Raw genomic sequence first — 15,300 nt, forward strand, 5'->3', positions numbered from 1 at the left:
AAAATAAATACTCGAAGCGAAATCATCACCGATTCTTATTTCATATAGATGAAAGTTCATAGGAATTACATCATCTGGCATTTCGGCGATCATTTCGCTTCGAGTATTTATTTTACAAAAATATTCTCTGACAGATTTTTCATTAGAAATATCCGGCTTTGGAATATCCTTCATTTCTCCTAAAACTTCTGGTTTATGCTGTAAAATTAAACTCTCCTTTAGGCTTTTTTGTTGTTCAATATATTTTCTCTCAGTTGAATTAGTTTCAATTAGATTGTAGGTATTCATTGCATATTGTACCAATTCATCAAGAGTATGTACATCTGCAACCACTTTCTTCTCTACTATCTTACGTCTATATCTGTAGATACTATTTTGTATCCTTACTTTTAGAGGCTTTTTCCGTGTTCTACCAGCTATAAAAATACTTGTTGGGCCATCTGCACCACCTATTATTGAAACTTCACTTTTGCTTTTTTCTTTCATAAGTGTTCATCCTCGCAAATACCGAGTTGTTAAACTCTTTCTAATCGCCATCTTCTTGCCCTTCGGACAAGAAGCATCCCTCGTAATTCTGTTCAATAATTGATTTATAGTAGTTACCAAAGTCAGCAAGTGAATTAACAATTGGAAGCATTTTTGTTCCGAGTTCCGTTAAGCCGTATTCAACTCTCGGTGGCTGCTCATGGTAATCGTGGCGATATGCCAGTCCATCACTCATCATTTGTCTTAAACTCTCTGTCAAAACCTTTTGTGAAATACCATCTATACTTCGTTGTAGCTCATTGAATCTCCATGGACGCTCTTTCAAGTTACGCAAAATCAGCAGTTTCCATTTTCCTCCGATGAGCGATACTGCTGTTGCAACTGGGCATTCCGGTAATTCTTCTTTTGCTCGCATAATTCTCACCTCCGAGTCTATTGTAACACATTCAATTTTGAGTGTACAGTTACAAAAAGGTGCGTACTTGTTTTTGTATGTGTCTCACACTATACTAATATCAAGCAACCAGAAACTACAAATTAACTATGGAGGTTTTATCATGGCAAATTACACAAAAACAACTATTGGAAGGGAAAACCGAATTGAGCTGCATGAAAAGTTGTCTTTAACAGGTGCAGAAATCAGTTTAAACGAACTACCTGCAGGAGCAAATGTCCCATTTGTTCATTCTCATAAAGAAAATGAAGAAATCTATGGAATTCTTTCAGGTAACGGCAAAGCCATAATTGATGGAGAAGAAATCAGCCTTTCAACTGGAGACTGGCTAAAAATCGCACCTGCTGCAAAGCGTCAGTTTTTTGCATCCGATATTTCCGGAATTACTTATATCTGCATTCAGGTAAAAGAAAATTCTCTGGAACATTTTACAGCAGAGGATGCCGTAATCGGCTAGTACAGCGAAAATTAAGTTTCTGCTATATTGACGCAGGATGATTTCTTCAGCTGCAAGGCGGAGGAATGAGGCGTAGCGGTGGCTACGGCGATTGACGACAACGCCGCAGATGAAAAATCAGACAAGTCAATATAGCGGTTACTTAATATTCGCTGTACTAGTTAAAAGTATTTATTTACAAAAATGCACAGCTCCCGATAAGCCAAGAACTGTGCATTTCTTTTTCTTAAATTTTACGATTTCTCAATTTTTTATATAAGAAGTTATGGCTTTAACTTTCTCCAAATAATCAGCTTTAGGATAATACATACGACCACCAAAACTGCCACCAAGGCACCGTCCAACAGCAACTCTGTGTACCACGTTGCAGACTGCATGGCATATAAATTTGGATAGGTTTTAAAGTACCAGAACTTATAAATTCCGAACCCAATGAAAACTCCTATGAATGAACCAATAACGATATTAAAAAAACAATTCAACTTTCTCAGCATAGCAGTCCCCCCTTCCAAATTAGAATTTCTGGATGAGTATAATATGCGGAAAATAAACTTAACTCCATCTTAAATATAGTGCTGAGTTTCACTGCTATTCTTTAACACCATTTTCACCACACCAAGCAATGCTGCAAATAAAACACCTGCAACCGGCCATACAATCCATGTAATATCCCAGCTCATCGTCCAGAAGCTCCATGCAAGGTAAATCGCTGTAGTCAAGCACCAATATACACCAGAAAACGTGTCCGTCTTTTTCTTAAACAGTTTTTCTTCTTTTGTATATTCGCCTTCCTGAAGAAGGGTATCATAACTGCTTTTTACCATCCCAACACGAACCAACAGATTCACTCCTATTGCAAGTATGAATAGCAGTAATCCGACGGAAAGACCACAGTAATAGTCGGACGCTTCCATAGATCCGGCAATAATTGTCGGAATCACTGCCAGTATACAAAGCACTACCCCAACAGCTGTTCCTCTGATAAAAATTGGTTCATAGGAATCTTTTTTTTCTCATACCATTCCAGATACACCATACTCTGTTTCAAAGCATTCTTTTTCAAAATGTTCCATATGTGATTCACGCATTCCATATGTAATAAACAAAAAGACGGCTGCCGCAACCATTCCAAGCAAAAAAACACATCCAAATACTGTTGCCAGAGATTCCGAAACATGAAATACGCCATCTTCTGCCATTGTCACAAGAATAATCAATAATATTGGACTTGAGATACACATACTTGTTGCGTTTGCCACTACTTTGGATCCATTTCTTTTCATGTCAAGAAATTCATTTGCATTCTCCATAGTTACTTTTTTCAACGGTTCTGCATAGCTTTCAGTACTTTCGCGATAGGTGATATTTTCTGCTTTCATTTCATCTTTTAATAGATAATCTGTACTAACACCAAATAGCTCCGACATCTGTAAAATTCTTTGCAAATCTGGAACAGCCCCTGCACTTTCCCACTTAGATACTGCCTGTCTGGATACGCCCAACTGATTGGCTAGTTCTTCCTGTGACCATCCATTCTTTTTTCTTTCCTCTGTAATCTTATCAGCTAAAATCATTTTTTCCTCCTTTTGCAGATTTTATGAGCTAAATATAACAATTTTACTGTTTGCATTCCACCATTTCAGGCTGTAAATCTGTCAACCAGCAGTTGCAAATCACAAAAGGACTCGATAAATCCCTATTTTCCAACAATACAAGCAGGAAATTATTTATCATCTGTATTGTTTTCCTTTTTCTTATGAGTCGAACCTAAACAAAGAAATGAGGAACCAAGACATAACCATACTATAGCCATAGAATTTTCATTTCCACTCGTAAAGCCAATAGCTGACGCTATGAAAAACAGAACTGATGCAATATAAAATAAGATTGATTTGTTTATTCCTTTTTTCATAAATAAGAATCTCCTCCAAATTCCGATTGAGATTTCACCTGTTTTAAGAGATTTAATAACTGTTATATTTTGTTATTAAATTCTCCGCAAACCCTTGAAAACACTGGATTTGTCGCAGGTGAGCTTTCCCTTATTTTTTCCCTTGTGTTATATCGTCCCATCAGTGTTTATGAACTCTGATAAGGGCAAATACAAGGGCACAAGATGTCCGGTGGACATCTGCTCTGTGCCGACCGAAGCGGCAGCGGAGACCAAAAAAATTATATAAAACAGTATAACATAAAATAAAAGTGATATGGTGGACTGATTGAAATGCTTCTTAATTTTTGCTACTAATGATTGATTAAATGATAAGGAGATGGGATACGATGAGAACAATATTTGCAGAATACAATCCACAACGAAACAGCATTGACTTCACTTGCAGTCGATGAACCACTTGAATATGCGAGATTATATCTTGAGGGCAATTTACAAATGTGGGTAGATACAGAAGATTCATTAGAGTTATAAATGCAAGCAGCCTGTATGCTTCATTACACACAGGCTGCTTAATCAAATTTATTATAATTGATGAAAAATCGGTTGCATTTTGTCAAAAGTACAAAACTTTTTGAAACCAAGTGCTTTTAATTCCTGTTATGATACTGAGGATATCCCAGCAATACTTGCTATCCCTGATACCTTATTCTTTCTACCAGCGTTTCCTTTTTCAGATTACTGCTTAAAACGAGGGAAAGCACAATCTGCAAAAGGCTGACCAGCAAAATCATAGCAAGAATTGGTGTAATTGGAACATGATAGATATTCATTCCAAATATTCCATTATGTTTTGCATAGGAAAAAAGTGCATAGCCGAGCGGCAGACCAATGATCAAAGCTACGCATATGGTGCCAACCGTAAAAATCAGTCCCTGTAACTGCAGGCATAAATTTAATTGTTTATTTGTCATACCCACAGCCTGCAATACACCATATTCCTGCTTTTTTGTCGTAATATTCATAATCATGGTGTTTGCCATATTCATAAAACCGATGAGTCCTACAACCGCCATAAACAGATAACAGCCAAGCTTCATCATGCGGGCTGCGACTTCTGCATATTGTAACTGCGCATGATAGGTATCCATTTTTATATGCGAAGTATTAGAAATCAAAGTATTCAGACTTTGTTCTACAGATGCCACATCTTTTTTATCACAGTCCACCCACAGATAGCCATAGGCTGTTCCTCTCGGATTCATGGAACGGTATACACCTTCCGGAATGACAAGATAAGTGTCCGCACCTGCAAAGGATCCTGCAATCTTTCCCTGATAGGTATAGGTTCCACTTCCATTCTCAAAGTCAAATGCAATGGATTCACCCGGAGCATATCCATCTTGTTCCATCCACGTTGACCAGCCAAAGAAAATATCACCATTCTTTACCGCCTGATCATAGTCCATAGAGCCAATATCCCCGTCCTGGCGCATAAAATCAAAATCATTTTTACTCACAATATCAGCCGGAAATCTTGTTCCGTTCAGATTTACAGAGACAATCTCTCTCGTCATGACATCTGTCACTCCTGGAATGCTTTTGATTTCTTCAATCAGCGAATCATTCAATAGATTATCCGTCAGAATCGTATCCAGATTATTCTCCGGATATTTTTCATCATACTCATCAGAATAGTCAAGCTGCAGTTCAAATTGTCCATGATTTATGTAACGACGTGCTTCATGCTCCGTGTCAATATTTCCCACATAATTAGAGATAATCACAAACAATGCGCAGGAAAGCCCCAGTGTGAGGATGGTACCAATGGTTCTTTTTGGATTACCCGTTATATTTGCCATTGCCATAGAAAACACGGTAACATTTTTTCTGCCATTTCGTTTTCCTTTTTTTTGTGTTTCTGCATTTTCTAAATACCGTGTTGCCTCGATAGGTGAAATCCGTGAAACAATTTTCATTGGTTTACGCAGTGCCAAAGCAACGGTAAGAAATGATACGAAAATACAGAGAAGCATAACAGGCAGGGAAAACAGAGGCACCTGCTGATTTTGAACTTCCATAGAGCCAGTTTGGGTTGATACAAGGTTCCCCTGTTCTACCAGCCAGTTAAAACCGCATTTTGCAATCAGAAAGCCAAAAAGCAATCCAACCGGTATTGAAAAAATTGTCAAAAAAATGCCCTCTCTGAAGATCAGTTGTTTCATCTGCTTTTTTGTTGCTCCCAGAGCCTTGATTTTTCCATACTCCTGTATCTTGTTGGCAATACCGACCTGAAAAATATTATAAATGACCACAACAGAGAAAAGTACAATTGCAAGAATCAAAACCCCGCATACCGCAATCGTTTCATAACTCGGCTGCAAGACCCATTGCAAATAGAGATCATTGACTATAACGTTTTTTTCTTCGATCCCACAAGCTGCTGCAATCTGCTTTATAACCGAATCAATATTATTCATAGATACATTTGCAGAATCATTTAAAGTAAAATAAATATTATACTGTCTGTCATTCTCTGCGACGTGCTCATCATAAAACTCCTGTGACCCGAAAGCAACATAAGATGCCTCGATGGTATACTCATCCCGATCATATAGGATTCCGCTGACAACAAATTCTTCCGGCTTATATTCTGACTGCATCCCTGCGCGGTAATCCAGTGTAACCGTATCTCCGATCTTTACATCACCATACCCCATTGCACGAAAAAATGCTCTTCCTGCGGCAATTTCCTGCATTTTTTCCGGATACTTTCCTTCCTTCAACTCATATTCTTTATTATAAGGAAGCATTTTTCTTGCAGTCTCATCCATGCAGACAAACCCGCCTTTTTCATTGCCTTTTATGATACCTTCGGTGCACATAGTGCCTGTAGCATCTATTTCCGCACGGCGGTTTACTTCTTTTAACTGCGATCCGTCTGCGGAAACAAACAGACCATAATTGCTTCCATATGATCCTGCCGCCTGACTTTTCTGTAAATGAATTACCCCATTTCCCACAGTACTGATGATAACAAGCAGCATCGTGGCCAGACAGATTGCCATCATGATCAGTATACTTCTTGTCCTGTTCCTTTTGTCATTGCTATATGCAATCCTGCTTATTGTCTTCATCTGAAATCCACCACCTGTCCGTCCTCAATCACCAGAATACGGTCAGCGACCTGTGCAATTTCGTCATCATGGGTAATCATTACAATTGTCTGTCCATATTTTTTTGCTGTCATCTTAAGCAGAGCGATTACCTCATCACTGGTCTTAGAATCAAGATTGCCTGTCGGCTCATCTGCAAATATAATTTCCGGACGATTCACCAGTGCTCTTGCAATTGCTACTCTCTGCTGCTGTCCTCCGGATAACTGATTTGGCAGATTATAAATCCGGTTTTCAATCCCCAGAGTTGCAATAATATCATTTACATACGCTTCATCCACTTTTCTTCCATCCAGCCCCAGTGGCAGTACAATATTTTCCCAGACATTAACAGATGAAACCAGATTAAATGCCTGAAAAACAAATCCGATTTTTCTTCTGCGGAAAACAGCAAGGGCATCTTCCTTCATCCTGTATAAATCTTTCCCCGCTAAAGTAACTCTGCCTTTTGTCGGGGTATCAAGCCCTCCAAGCATATGAAGTAATGTACTTTTACCGGAACCTGACTTTCCAACAATTGCGACAAATTCTCCCTGCTCAATCTGAATGTCCACCTGATTTACCGCTTTGACCTGATTCTCACCTGCACCATAAAACTTACAAAGCTGCCTGGTTTCTAATATCACACTCATGTGTTGCCTCCTTTTCAATTCTGTAAAGCGTACCTTTTCAGCACACTTTCTTTGCCTGTTTATATATCATTTTTCAACCTACATGCTGATTGTAGCAATATAATCTTTCATTTCACTTTCAAAAATTGGGCAGAAATCTTACAGAATTGTAAGATTTCTGCCCAATTAAAATTTAACCAACATATGGTAATTGAATCACAAACGTGCTTCCTTTTTTCTTTTTGCCGGAGATTACCGTGATCATACCTCCGTGTTTTTCGATAATTTCTCTCGATAGAAAAAGTCCGATTCCCGTGCCACTCTCTTCCCTGACCTCCTTGGAACCTCCTCTGTAAAATCGTTGAAAAATTTTGTGATACTCATTCTGCGGAATACCGATTCCCTGATCCTCAATTTCCATTCTTACAAGATCGTTTCTTTTTTGTAACCGGATAAATATTTTTGAACCACCCGGACTGTACTTGACCGCATTATCCAGAACGTTGATAAAAGCTTCACCAAGCCACCTTTTATCCTGCACAACCATGCATGTTTCCAGCTCTTTTGCATAGTCAAAAACGAATTCAATTTCTTTCTCATCCGCTTTTGGATAAGTACGGTTCACAGCAGATATGACAGTATCCATAAGCGGAAGTTTTTTCTTATTAATCTGAATCAGTCCGGTTTCCATCTTGGATATTTCAAGAAGCGACTGCAATAATGTCTCCAGTCCATCCAGAGCACTCCGACAACGAATACGAAACTCCTCCTGTTCTGTGGCACTTAAGTCATTCTGCATCAGCACACTAAAACATGTATCCAAAGCTGCAACCGGTGTCTTTAACTGGTGAGAGATATCAGAAACCATTTCTTTCGTGCTCTCTTTTTCTTCCCGTGCTTCTTCCTTTAGCAACTGAATATGATGTCCGATTGCTTCAAGCTGGTCATTCAATTTTTCCAGTTCAGCGTGATTTTCCGTTTTCAGTAAATCATCAAATTTATTTTCACGGAATCTGATCAGAATTTCTTCTAACTGGTCTAAAATTTTCTGATGACACGCATTTTCTGTCTTCTTCCAATAAAATAAAATAATCAAAAGAAGCACGCATATCACAGTGCTTACAGCACCGGTCACCATAACCTGATGCCGGAATTGCGAATAAAACACATTCCCTTTATTTCCCCAGTATCCATATTGCTCCAATAATCGCCTTCCCTGTTCGTTGGTTTCAATATCCTTATCCTTAAGCAATTCCGCAACAGCATCCAGCCCGGAAAATTTTTCCTTTGCTGCAATTTCTGTCATAAGATTCATTTTATATTTATAATCTTCATAAAACACATACGTGGTAAAGCAATTTAATATTGCAAACAATAATATGACAGGTAATACCAAGGAGAGCACTACTGTAATCTTCTTGCGATATCTCTTTGTCACTGCCTTACCTCCTGATTCCATATATACCCAAGACCTCTGATATTCTTTATATAGACCGGTGCAGCCGGATTGTCTTCGATTTTCTCACGGAGTCTTCTGATATTGACAGCGATTGTATTTTCATCCACAAAATCCCCTTCCAGATCAAACACATTTTCCAATATTTGTGTTTTTGAAAGAATCTGTTTCGGATTCTGAAGAAAAAAAGTCAGCATTTTCAACTCCGTTTTTGTCAGACTGATTTCACGACTCTTTATCAGGACTTTCATTTCTCCTGCGATAAATACGATATCTCCCGAAATCATCTTTCCGGCTTCCGTTTTCTCCTGTCTGCGGCGGAAATGTGCTTCTATTTTCAAAAGAAGTACCGAAAGACTAAACGGCTTTGTAATATAATCATCTGCCCCTGCTTCATATCCCATGACCTGATCCATCTCCTGATCTAGTGCTGTAAGACAAATAATGTATGTATTATAATTGCATCTCATCCACCTTACAAATTCCAGTCCATTCCCATCCGGAAGATTCACATCACAAATGGTAACATCCACATTATTATCACTTGCAATTCTTTTCGCTTTTTTCATTGATTCTGCTGAAAAAACCTCATATCCGGATTTTTTCAGTGAGAATGCAATTCCACGATTTAAATTTTCATCATCTTCAACCACGAGTATACCTGGCATAGCATATGCACCTCTCTTTATTCTATAATCAACATTTTCTTTCACAAGTTATATCAAAAAACATACCTTGAGCAATAATTTGTACTATCCTCGTAACCATCTACAGATGTCAACCACTTGCACTCCTTTGTAATCATAAGTTTCATGGTGTGTTCTTGCAATTATCATCTTAGGATATGCATCTCTTATTGCAAGCAAAGGCGAATATTCTCTTTCAAATGTTTTTTCATCTGAAATATTATCGCTTACCTGAATATATATTTGAGCCTCACGTTTTTTAGCTACAAAATCCACTTCCTTTTTATAGAGTTTTCCCACATATACCTCATATCCTCTCCTACGCAACTCCAGATAAACAATATTTTCGTAAACTCTTCCAAAGTCTATGTTTCGTGTACCATTGACTGCATAACGAAATGATGTATCACAAAGATAATATTTACTATTATTTGCCAGATATTTTTTTCCTTTTAAATCATACCGTTTTGCCTCATAGAACAGAAATGCATTTTCTAAATAACCAATGTATTTTGACACCGTCTTTCTGGTTATCTCGCTCTGGTCATTTTTTAAAGTTTTGCTGATATTATTAGGCGAGAGTAAATTACCGATGTTATCCATCATGAATTCCGATATGTTGGTGAACTCTGATTTATTTCTTATCTTATACTTTTCAACCAAATCTCTGATAAGAATGGTTGAATACACATCTCGAACGTAATCATACTGTCTGTCCTCAGTCTTATATACATAAGATCCCGGCATACCACCGGTGCGTACATACTGATCAAATGCTTCATCATACCTGTCTGTAATACCATAATAAGTTAGATATTCCGCAAAAGAAAATGGATATACTTTTATTTCCATCGTTCTTCCGGTAAAAAGTGTTGCCAAATCTGAACTTAACAAAAATGCGTTTGAACCGGTAATATAAATATCATAAATTCCTTTTGTATAAATACTATTAATTGCAAGTTCAAACTGCGGGCACAACTGAACCTCATCAATCAGTAAAACATTAGTCATTCCCTCTTTGTACTGATCCAGGATATACTTATGCAATGCATGATATTCCAATAAATGATCAAACTCTAATTCCTGAAGGTTTATCATAACAATATTTACCGCTTCCTCTAATGACTTCAGGTAAGAGACAAACTCTTGCAGCAATACCGATTTACCGCTTCGTCTGATGCCCGTAATTACTTTTATATCCGGTGTCCCATACAATTCAATCAATTCATTTAAATACTCTTTTCTTACAATAAGCTGCATGCAACCATCTCCTACTCCCACTTTTTAAATAATTTTTATTTTTCGGTAATATATTTAATAAACTGATATTATCACACTCTATGCCTTCTGTCATTATTCTATTCCCACTTTTTTTAAATCATTCATTTTTTGGTATTAGTTTTTAATTTTGATCCCCTACACATTTCCCACACTTAAAATCAGCTTTTTTGTAAACACTTTTCCAATAGAAAAAGTGGAAACTACATACCTCTTGGTGTCAGGCACTATTAAGTTTTTATTTTTTTCTATATCATATCTCAAATCCAGGAAAAAATTTAGGATGTCGATGCAGACAATACCTGCCTGATCAACACCCTGTTTTTTACTGTTCCAAGTTATCGAGCCAGTCATCGAAACTCTTCTTAGAGATGCGATACTTTCCGCCATCCAACTGGATCCACCGGAATTCCTTTTTCTTGAATTTAACTATATCATTTGTACAAAATACTTGTAATGATTCTATTACTTTTTTTGCTACAAATGTCCATTTAACATCTCATTTACCCATGCCTTTGCTTTTCCAGAACCATAAAGTATATCGTGATGATTAAAACAAAGTAGATATGAACAATTTTTATCTGTAATATAAAATTCAAATCCGAAAGAATCCTCCAGTATTTGTTGTAATTCTCTTCCATTAAAAATCAAAAAACCATTTTCATCACCAGACTTATTAAAAAACATAATACACTCATTATCTTTCACATAATCATGTATCAATGACCACGCATTTGAATTTTGATAATATATGTAATCTTTAAAGCTCTCCCACATAAACAAAGTATTTCTATTACAATATTGTTCAACAATAGCTGTCCGTAAATTCTCAATATATACTGATGGCAATAAATGCGATTTTAAGTGATTATCTTTAATTGCTCTACTTATTTCTTCTGAAATATACACCAGTAGCAACAGCGTGATGAGATTTACAGGAATAACAGATTTTATCCATTCTCCAAAGTAAATTACAATAGCTGTACTCGTTATCGCCACTATGATACTGAGGATATCCCAGCAATATTTCCGGTAGATTTTTCCAACCTGATAGCCAATCCCAACTATCAGTAATCTGGTTATTATAAATAAAATTCCCATAACAATAGCTACGATCAGCCAGTACATAAGCCCGGAAAGGATACGGTTAGGTATTCCGCTGCTTAACTGTCCGAAAGAATCTGCACCTATGACAAACTCCCGAAACAAGCTTCCCATTCCTTTTCCTAACACACCGAAAAAGGTGATACAGTCGTTAAGGAAAACTGGCGAAAGAATAGCCGTAAACAGGGTTATTGTTATGCTGTACCATGCCAGTAGGAACAGGATACTTTCATAACCAGTTGTCATATTTTTAAATTTCTTTTCCAGCTGACTTTTGCGGTTATCGCATTTTTCTTTTGCTTTCTGGTAAGCAGTGCGGTCACATTTTTCACATTTCTCATAAGGCACTTTTTTCTCAACAGCTACCTCTACCGTCTTTTGGTGTGTCTGTGCATAAAGTTTCTCCTGTTCTGCTTTTTCATACTTAAATTTCCATGCCACGACTTCTGCGTCGGCTCTTTTCCTGCTGTCTGTCTCGCTGGTCAATCGTTTCTCTGTTTGCTTTAATCTTGTCCGTAATGCTTCGATATTCTCGGCTCTGTTTTCGCTGTTCAATTTCTCGTTCAAGGTCAGCGATTCGCTTAGCTGCCTGTTCAGTTCCTGAATTGTCTGGTCTTTCTGATCCAGTTCGTCCTGCATCTGTTCTGTCATCAGCAGAAGTTCTTCCACACGCAACTAAAGTCAGCACACAAGTAAGACACAAAACAAAGAAAGAAATTTTTTCATAGGCATATTACCTCCACAACTTCCGATTTCTCAGTTTCAAAAACTGGAATTTATGTCAATGCGAACTCAATCTCATCAAGTCTATTTGTTATTGCGTTCTTTCTCCCTGTCTCCTTAAAGCCTATTCGACGATAGAGTCTCTCAGCATTTATATTATTCTCAAGAATCCACAGCGTAGGGGTATCCGTACATTGGCCTACTGCGTATAGTAACAATTTCGTTCCATAACCCATGTTTTGCATATCTGGAAGAATATAAAGATCCTCTATTAAACCCTTTGTTACAGAAACAACCCCTATTGGTTTTTCTTCTATAAGCATATAGAGCTTTGTTCCGTTGTTCATCTTGTTTCTCAAATACTCCCGTTGCCGATCTGGCGTGTGTGTTTCTATGAAATCAGGAGTACAAAATGCACGATGCGATTCCTTCCAGGATATTGAATGGATGGTTGCGGCTTGAAGAAGATTTGTTTCATCTACAGGTACTATCATACTTACCTCCACAAATTTCGATTGAACAAAATCGCTGCGCGATGGCCTGTCAAGGCTGTGGCGCAGTTTTTCTCTTTCTAAATCAAAAAGCAGTGGAAACCAAGTCCTACAAGTAGTATTGTTAAGTCACCACAACCAACAATCAAACAGGATTGACATTACCACTGCCTATGAAAAGATTAACACCTAACCGTTCTTTTAGCAAGCGGTTTTATTATTCTAATGCACCTCCATGTGAGCAGTGATACCCAAAATTACTGACTTTACATGGAGGATTTATTGTGTACGAAAAATATTTATTACAGCTTGAGGAAGCCGGAAAAATCCGTAACCTCAAAGAGCGTTCCATTAACTGCTACAAAAACTATGTTTCCTATTTCCTGAATTACATGGGAAAAGTTCCGGAAGAGCTTACCTGTCAGGATGTCAGGGACTTTCTTCTTGCCAAGAAAGACGATGGTCTGAAAGCGACCACCCTCAACCTTTATAATTCATCCATCCGCTTTTTCTATCGAAATGTACTTCACATTCTATGGGATGATATCACCGTTCCACGCATGATGATAGAGCACAAGCTCCCTGTCGTACTTTCTGTTAATGAAATCGATAAGCTTCTTGATGCTACGGATGACCTGAAATATAAAGCCATGTTTGCCACCATGTATTCTTCCGGAATGCGTGTCTCCGAAGTAATCCACCTTCATTATGAGGATATTTCACGTACTAACATGCAGATCCATATCCGGGATACAAAGAACCGGATGGACCGTTATACCATTCTGTCTGAAAGAAACCTTGCGGTTCTTACAGAATACTGGTTCAAAAAAGGCAGACCAAAAGGCATTTTGTTTCCGGATCAGTTTACAGGGCAGTATCTTACCGTAAGTACACTGGAACAGGTTATCCGCCGTTCTGCAGCGGCTGCCGGGTTATCAGGTGTCACTCCCCACTGCCTCCGCCACAGCTTTGCCACTCACCTTATGGAGCAGGGAGTGGAACAGAGGAATATCCAGGCACTGCTTACTCTTTGCAGAAATCTCCTTGGATGTAAGAAGTATCTTTCCGAGCTTCGTGACCTGGAAATGCCTGAAATACCGGAACATCTTTATGGCATCAAAGTCTGTGTATGTAAAGCATGTGGCGGACATCTCGGAAAACCACAGATGAGAATGCCACTGCGGTGTTAAAGAGCAATATCTCATACTTTCAAAAGCCTCAGTCCCTGAGGTTTGTTTGCCATACCCATTTTCAGTATTTTTCGCAAATTTCTGTAGCTTTCATACTGAAAATCTTATATAATCATGAGCAGGAACAAAGAATTGAAAGCCCATAGGTTACGGCAATCCGGACGCTTACTTTGTTCAATTAGGTCAAATCGAAAATGGTGTAAACGAAGGGGCAGTTCCCTGCAATGTCAAAACTGCTTTTTCGTTTACCCCATCATCGATTGTAACCTAAAGAATTTGGCTATTTCGTTGCAACAATACTTATCCAATGATTTTTTGCATTTGAATACGTTTTGATCTCTGTAAAACCCGCTTCTTTCAAAGCGGCAACAAGTTGTTTAGATGTGTAAATCTTCATACCATTGATCATCTTTGTCCATTTTTCATCTGCGGCATTCGTTCCGTCACTCTCGTTACAAATCAGGAATATGCCTTCGCTTTTCAGCACACGGTTGACCTCGGAAAAGCATTTTACTAATCCTGGCCAAAAGTAAACTGTTTCGAAGGCAGAAACATAATCAAAAGTCGCGTCAGAAAAGGGTATAGCAGATACATCTCCTTGAACTACATTACATTTCCCTTGTTTAATGGCGAGGGCGTTCAATTTTTGAGATTCTGCCACACTAACCTCAGAATAATCCATTCCTGTCACGTGGCCATTTCTACATCTATCAAGCCAGACCGCAATATTTGCTCCGCCGCCACAGCCGACGTCCAGAACTTCAGCATCAGACTTCGCGGAGATATTTGAGAATCCCCATTGCGATAATTTGGCGTGACCGCTGTTCATCATCTTCGTCATCAATTTTCCGCCGAAGCCTTGTGGCTTACGGGTATTTTCAAAAAATCTCATTACAGAATTCCTCCTCCACAAATACCGGTTTTCTTAATTCGACAAACCGGTATTGCTCAATCGTTTTTCCCCGTTAGGAGAATATACAATCCATAAATAAAAAGAACAAGGAATAAAACCGTAGGAATCAATAATCCATTTTCTAAAATACTTATAATCATTCTTCCAGGTGGCGTTACCCATGCAGTTGCTGGATTTTGCATTGCCGCTATTATCATTCCTACAATACCAACAACACTACTTAATGTTAAAAAACCACCTTTTATATTTCTACTCATAATCATTACGTATAATCCAATTATCTTAGATGGTAATTGGATTTTTCCTTTCTCCCAGTTAACACTGGGTATTTATTTCCATCTCTGATATATTTTGAAAAGGCACTGTGGATCTGTATCTATAACT

14 protein-coding genes and 3 pseudogenes are annotated in these 15,300 nt (G+C 38.1%); 2 read left to right on the plus strand and 15 right to left on the minus strand.

Going from position 1 to position 15,300, the window contains the following annotated elements; translation table 11 throughout:
- Together H8Z82_RS15515 and H8Z82_RS15520 are read right to left on the minus strand one after the other, a co-directional pair.
- Positions 1-486, minus strand: a 486-nt coding sequence (locus tag H8Z82_RS15515) for a hypothetical protein (protein WP_186995617.1), incomplete at its 3' end; no start/stop codon positions are given.
- Positions 487-526: 40 nt separating this feature from the next.
- Positions 527-901, minus strand: coding sequence for a winged helix-turn-helix transcriptional regulator (locus H8Z82_RS15520; protein WP_019162951.1), 375 nt, complete (start codon positions 899-901; stop codon positions 527-529).
- Positions 902-1,043: 142 nt separating this feature from the next.
- Between H8Z82_RS15520 and H8Z82_RS15525 the strand changes: the two genes are divergently transcribed.
- Complete coding sequence (locus H8Z82_RS15525; protein ID WP_019162952.1) at positions 1,044-1,397, plus strand: cupin domain-containing protein; 354 nt, start codon at positions 1,044-1,046, stop codon at positions 1,395-1,397.
- A 563-nt stretch (positions 1,398-1,960) separates the two neighbouring features.
- Here H8Z82_RS15525 and H8Z82_RS17960 read toward each other — a convergent pair.
- The 11 genes and pseudogenes from H8Z82_RS17960 to H8Z82_RS15575 all read right to left on the minus strand — a co-directional run bounded on the left by H8Z82_RS17960 (position 1,961) and on the right by H8Z82_RS15575 (position 12,816).
- Positions 1,961-2,971, minus strand: a pseudogene (locus H8Z82_RS17960) (helix-turn-helix domain-containing protein).
- Positions 2,972-3,120: 149 nt separating this feature from the next.
- Positions 3,121-3,309: a hypothetical protein gene (locus H8Z82_RS15535; protein WP_019162954.1), complete on the minus strand. Its 189-nt coding sequence runs from the start codon at positions 3,307-3,309 to the stop codon at positions 3,121-3,123.
- 671 nt (positions 3,310-3,980) lie between these two features.
- A complete protein-coding gene (locus tag H8Z82_RS15540; RefSeq protein WP_186995618.1) occupies positions 3,981-6,425 on the minus strand; it encodes an FtsX-like permease family protein in 2,445 nt (814 codons plus the stop codon).
- Complete coding sequence (locus H8Z82_RS15545; RefSeq protein ID WP_117557928.1) at positions 6,422-7,096, minus strand: ABC transporter ATP-binding protein; 675 nt, start codon at positions 7,094-7,096, stop codon at positions 6,422-6,424. The genes H8Z82_RS15540 and H8Z82_RS15545 overlap by 4 nt, the downstream gene beginning before the upstream one ends.
- A 172-nt stretch (positions 7,097-7,268) precedes the next feature.
- Entirely contained in the window at positions 7,269-8,534 is a 1,266-nt protein-coding gene (locus tag H8Z82_RS15550; RefSeq protein ID WP_186995619.1) for a sensor histidine kinase, read from the minus strand.
- Positions 8,510-9,199 (minus strand): response regulator transcription factor, encoded by a 690-nt coding sequence (locus H8Z82_RS15555; RefSeq protein WP_186995620.1) that lies wholly within the window; start codon positions 9,197-9,199, stop codon positions 8,510-8,512. The genes H8Z82_RS15550 and H8Z82_RS15555 overlap by 25 nt, the downstream gene beginning before the upstream one ends.
- Positions 9,200-9,283: 84 nt before the next feature.
- Complete coding sequence (locus H8Z82_RS15560; protein ID WP_019162959.1) at positions 9,284-10,477, minus strand: ATP-binding protein; 1,194 nt, start codon at positions 10,475-10,477, stop codon at positions 9,284-9,286.
- A 343-nt stretch (positions 10,478-10,820) separates the two neighbouring features.
- A pseudogene (locus H8Z82_RS17965) lies at positions 10,821-10,916 on the minus strand (helix-turn-helix domain-containing protein); the annotation flags it as partial.
- Between the two features lie 56 nt (positions 10,917-10,972).
- Positions 10,973-12,040, minus strand: coding sequence for a DUF6040 family protein (locus H8Z82_RS17460; protein WP_330608005.1), 1,068 nt, complete (start codon positions 12,038-12,040; stop codon positions 10,973-10,975).
- Positions 12,024-12,287, minus strand: coding sequence for a hypothetical protein (locus tag H8Z82_RS17185; protein ID WP_243176504.1), 264 nt, complete (start codon positions 12,285-12,287; stop codon positions 12,024-12,026). The genes H8Z82_RS17460 and H8Z82_RS17185 overlap by 17 nt, the downstream gene beginning before the upstream one ends.
- An 88-nt stretch (positions 12,288-12,375) precedes the next feature.
- Complete coding sequence (locus H8Z82_RS15575) at positions 12,376-12,816, minus strand: GNAT family N-acetyltransferase (RefSeq protein WP_019162962.1); 441 nt, start codon at positions 12,814-12,816, stop codon at positions 12,376-12,378.
- A 311-nt stretch (positions 12,817-13,127) separates the two neighbouring features.
- Between H8Z82_RS15575 and H8Z82_RS15580 the strand changes: the two are divergent.
- Positions 13,128-14,003: pseudogene (locus H8Z82_RS15580) on the plus strand (tyrosine-type recombinase/integrase); the annotation flags it as partial.
- Between the two features lie 280 nt (positions 14,004-14,283).
- On the opposite strand, the gene H8Z82_RS15585 reads toward H8Z82_RS15580, so the two are convergent.
- Both H8Z82_RS15585 and H8Z82_RS15590 read right to left on the minus strand, forming a co-directional pair.
- Positions 14,284-14,895, minus strand: coding sequence for a class I SAM-dependent methyltransferase (locus H8Z82_RS15585; RefSeq protein ID WP_008704955.1), 612 nt, complete (start codon positions 14,893-14,895; stop codon positions 14,284-14,286).
- A 56-nt stretch (positions 14,896-14,951) separates the two neighbouring features.
- A complete protein-coding gene (locus H8Z82_RS15590) occupies positions 14,952-15,179 on the minus strand; it encodes a peptidase M50 (protein ID WP_243176502.1) in 228 nt (75 codons plus the stop codon).
- Positions 15,180-15,300: the final 121 nt, after the last annotated feature.

The organism is Blautia difficilis (assembly GCF_014297245.1).
GTDB lineage: Bacteria > Bacillota > Clostridia > Lachnospirales > Lachnospiraceae > Blautia_A > Blautia_A difficilis.

Excerpts from the sequence above, each read along its gene's own strand:
- H8Z82_RS15520 (WP_019162951.1), bottom strand. The coding sequence starts at position 901 with ATGCGAGCAAAAGAAGAATTACCGGAATGCCCAGTTGCAACAGCAGTA.
- H8Z82_RS15525 (WP_019162952.1), top strand. The coding sequence starts at position 1,044 with ATGGCAAATTACACAAAAACAACTATTGGAAGGGAAAACCGAATTGAG.
- H8Z82_RS15535 (WP_019162954.1), bottom strand. The coding sequence starts at position 3,309 with ATGAAAAAAGGAATAAACAAATCAATCTTATTTTATATTGCATCAGTT.
- H8Z82_RS15540 (WP_186995618.1), bottom strand. The coding sequence starts at position 6,425 with ATGAAGACAATAAGCAGGATTGCATATAGCAATGACAAAAGGAACAGG.
- H8Z82_RS15545 (WP_117557928.1), bottom strand. The coding sequence starts at position 7,096 with ATGAGTGTGATATTAGAAACCAGGCAGCTTTGTAAGTTTTATGGTGCA.
- H8Z82_RS15550 (WP_186995619.1), bottom strand. The coding sequence starts at position 8,534 with ATGGAATCAGGAGGTAAGGCAGTGACAAAGAGATATCGCAAGAAGATT.
- H8Z82_RS15555 (WP_186995620.1), bottom strand. The coding sequence starts at position 9,199 with ATGCCAGGTATACTCGTGGTTGAAGATGATGAAAATTTAAATCGTGGA.
- H8Z82_RS15560 (WP_019162959.1), bottom strand. The coding sequence starts at position 10,477 with ATGCAGCTTATTGTAAGAAAAGAGTATTTAAATGAATTGATTGAATTG.
- H8Z82_RS15575 (WP_019162962.1), bottom strand. The coding sequence starts at position 12,816 with ATGATAGTACCTGTAGATGAAACAAATCTTCTTCAAGCCGCAACCATC.
- H8Z82_RS15585 (WP_008704955.1), bottom strand. The coding sequence starts at position 14,895 with ATGAGATTTTTTGAAAATACCCGTAAGCCACAAGGCTTCGGCGGAAAA.
- H8Z82_RS15590 (WP_243176502.1), bottom strand. The coding sequence starts at position 15,179 with ATGATTATGAGTAGAAATATAAAAGGTGGTTTTTTAACATTAAGTAGT.